Origin of the sequence: Daejeonella sp. (assembly GCF_037719425.1) — a bacterium.
In the GTDB taxonomy this organism is placed as follows: Bacteria; Bacteroidota; Bacteroidia; order Sphingobacteriales; family Sphingobacteriaceae; genus Daejeonella.
Map to the genome: position 1 here is coordinate 1 of NZ_JBBJNI010000097.1, position 3166 is coordinate 3166.

At 46.2% G+C, this 3166-nt stretch carries 4 protein-coding genes; all 4 read right to left on the reverse strand.

Features of this window, described 5'->3' with window-relative positions:
* On the reverse strand, positions 1-375 hold a 375-nt coding region (locus tag WKF69_RS12880), incomplete at its 3' end, for a hypothetical protein (RefSeq protein ID WP_340382455.1).
* 10 nt (positions 376-385) lie between these two features.
* Positions 386-970: an LUD domain-containing protein gene (locus tag WKF69_RS12885; RefSeq protein ID WP_340382457.1), complete on the reverse strand. Its 585-nt coding sequence runs from the start codon at positions 968-970 to the stop codon at positions 386-388.
* Positions 970-2355: a lactate utilization protein B gene (locus WKF69_RS12890; protein WP_340382459.1), complete on the reverse strand. Its 1386-nt coding sequence runs from the start codon at positions 2353-2355 to the stop codon at positions 970-972. Before WKF69_RS12890 ends, WKF69_RS12885 begins: the two co-directional genes overlap by 1 nt.
* A complete protein-coding gene (locus WKF69_RS12895) occupies positions 2352-3098 on the reverse strand; it encodes a (Fe-S)-binding protein (RefSeq protein WP_340382461.1) in 747 nt (248 codons plus the stop codon). Before WKF69_RS12895 ends, WKF69_RS12890 begins: the two co-directional genes overlap by 4 nt.
* Between the last annotated feature and the right edge of the window lie 68 nt (positions 3099-3166).

Consider the following 3166-nt stretch of genomic DNA (forward strand, 5'->3'; position numbering starts at 1 on the left):
TGCACCTGATAAAAGTGCGTATGCTACATTGCGTATACTGCTTTCAAGGCTGGAGTTCGGTTTGGCCGCCGGGCCAGTTCCCTGTATCCACTGGCGCTGCAGGTCGGCGGGTATTACCGAGCCTTCGAACTTGCCGTCGCGGGCATCCTGCACCTTTATGTTTGTACGGGGTATCAGACTTTCCGAATCGTAAAAACTTATTCTTGTATTGTTCTTCTGACGTTCAGATCTCCGCTGGATCCTTTTGCTCATCAGTTCCTTTACATCTTTATTGAAATGTGCCATCGCCGATAAGGCACTAAGCGCCTCAGCGGTATACACATCAGTGTACTCTTCCCGCAAATTATCGCGGATAATAATACTAAGGTTTTTCATTAATAGGATATTATTTAATCAGGAAAATAGTCATACTCAATGGGCCATGTGCACCCAGCACCAATGCTTGTTCAATATCGGCTGTTTTTGACGGGCCGCCAATGAAGCCCCCAAAGCCGTAATCTTCTGAAGCGATCTTTTCAAAAGCATCATGCATAGTAGAAACAATACTTTCTTCAGTGACCACCACCGCAAGATGCTGGCAGATATAAGGAATAATCCGCTGCCCCATAACACTCTCAGTTAACCAAACCGCTCCGTTTTCAGCAACGGCAAACCGGGCAGCAATAACAGCCAGCTCCACATCCTCAAAGGTATGGGGATCAACTTCAGCGGTAATGAGTTCCGCTGTATCACTTAATTCGGGCAAAGTTGTCACCAAACGTTTAGATGTATCGAAATGCTCCGATAGAAGCGGTTTGATATGATCTAGGTGACTTACCGAAATCACCTGTCCCCCTATACCGGTAAATACATCGGTGTATTTGGCTGCAATATCCGGTTCAACAACTTTAAACATGGAAATATCAGGTAAGGGCGATAGCGGCGGTTGGTTTTTCTGTACTGCCGCCAGTATTGTTTCTCTGCTGCTCATCAGGATCTGTTTCTGTCTTTAATATTATGCTTATACCATTCGCCGAACGATTGCTTCGGGCTGTCCGGCATATCACGCTGCTTGTACCACGGATTAAACTTATTGTTAAGAGCAAAAGGTGCGTGATTCAATATCCAGCGGCCCGTCTTCCCTGCTGTGTGATACATCTCCGGAGATGATAAAGTAAATGACATAGCTTTCATGCTTAATGTCTTGCGATTAGCAACATAACCCTCCTTGACAATCACCTGCCGCCATTTATACAGCTGCTCGTGGATTGGTATTTTAACCGGACAAACATTCGAGCAGGATCCGCAAAGAGTAGATGCAAATGGCAGATCCGCATGCTGCTGCATATCAAGATTAGGTGCCAGGATTGCTCCTATCGGGCCGGATATGGTGTTATGATAACTTAATCCACCGCTTTTGCGATATACCGGGCAGGTGTTCATACAACCACCGCACTTAATGCATTTCAAAGAATCGCGGAAATCCGGTCTGGCCATCAGGGCGCTTCTGCCCTTATCGACCAGGATCAAATGCATCTCTTGTCCGGGACGAGGTTTCTTAAAATGGCTTGAATATATTGTAATCGGTTGGCCGATTGCACTCCGCGCCAGCAGCCTCAGGAATACTCCCAAATGTTTCCTTTCGGGGATGAGTTTCTCAAGCCCCATAGACGCTATTTGTACTTCCGAAAGATGTGCTCCCATGTCCGCATTACCCTCGTTTGTACAAACAACATATTCCCCGGTTTCCGCAACAGCGAAATTAACGCCTGTCAGGGCCGCTCTTCTGGTCAGAAATACATTTCTCAAATGCTTTCTTGCTACACGTGTTAATAATGTTGGGTCAGACAGTCCCTTTTCAGTTCCCAGATGTTCGTGAAACAGCTCGCCTATCTCTTCTTTCTTTTTGTGGATACAAGGCAATACAATATGGCTTGGCGGCTCATTATCGATCTGCTGAATATATTCCCCCAGGTCTGAATTTATTACGTCGATCCCTCGTTCATGAAGGTATTCATTCAGTCCGCACTCTTCGGTGAGCATAGATTTACTCTTGACCATCTGAGTGATCTCTTTGGCCTTTAATATAGAGTAGACGATCTGGTTATGCTCCTCAGCATCTGAAGCCCAGTATACCTTAACGCCGTTCTTTCTTAAGTTCTCTTCAAACTGGACCAGGTAATCATGAAGATTAGATATTACATTGCTTTTGATCGCCGAAGCCGCTTCCCGCAGTTCTTCCCACTGCGGTGTTTGGTTTGCCGAGCGATCGCGCTTTTGCCTGATCCACCACAGAGCGCCGTCATGCCAGTCGACACGTTCCTCGTCCCTGTTAAATTGTTCCGCTAAGGTTGCGTGGTCTGCCGTACTTTTCATATTGCGGGGATCGAGCTATTTAATATTTCTGCGATGTGGATGATCTTCACGTCGCTTTTATTTCTTTGGAGTATGCCCTCTAAATGCATCAGGCAGGAAAGATCGGGGGAGGTTATATATTCAGCTCCGTTTTTGGTATGGTCCGTGATCCGGTCTTTGCCCATCTTCACCGATACAGATTCTTCAGCGATACAGAATAAGCCGCCGAAGCCACAGCATTCGTCCTTCCGGTCGAGTGTGATCATTTCCAATCCCTGAACCATATTCAGCAAATGCTGCGGTTTGGAGAAGTCGGGAGCTACAAGCTCGCTCATCTGTGCAAGGTGCAATCCGCGCAGCCCATGACAGCTCTGATGCATTCCAACTTTGTGCGGGAAATGAGCATCGAGTTTCTTTACCTTAAGAACATCGGTTAGGAATTCAACGAGTTCATAGATCTTGCCTCTGATCGTTGTAGCAGCGTCCTCATGTGCTTGCGAATGAAGGTGGTCTTTAATATGGAGCACACAGCTCGCTGATGGTGCAACGATGTAGTCGAAGCCGGAGAAGTTTTCGATAAAAAGATCATTGCACGATTGAGTCATATGCTCGAATCCGGAATTGGCCATTGGCTGTCCGCAGCAGGTTTGCTTAGCCGGATAGGTTACGTCGACTGCAAGTTTTTGCAGGAGTTCTAAAGTAGCTATTGCTGCGGCTGGATATAGTTGGTTAACGTAACACGGAATAAAAAGAGCAACTCTCATAAATTTTCACAGTAATACCTGCATTTAAAACCTGCACAAAGGCGCATATAAACTTTCAACAAATTAGT

Excerpts from the sequence above, each read along its gene's own strand:
- WKF69_RS12885 (WP_340382457.1), bottom strand. The coding sequence starts at position 970 with ATGAGCAGCAGAGAAACAATACTGGCGGCAGTACAGAAAAACCAACCG.
- WKF69_RS12890 (WP_340382459.1), bottom strand. The coding sequence starts at position 2,355 with ATGAAAAGTACGGCAGACCACGCAACCTTAGCGGAACAATTTAACAGG.
- WKF69_RS12895 (WP_340382461.1), bottom strand. The coding sequence starts at position 3,098 with ATGAGAGTTGCTCTTTTTATTCCGTGTTACGTTAACCAACTATATCCA.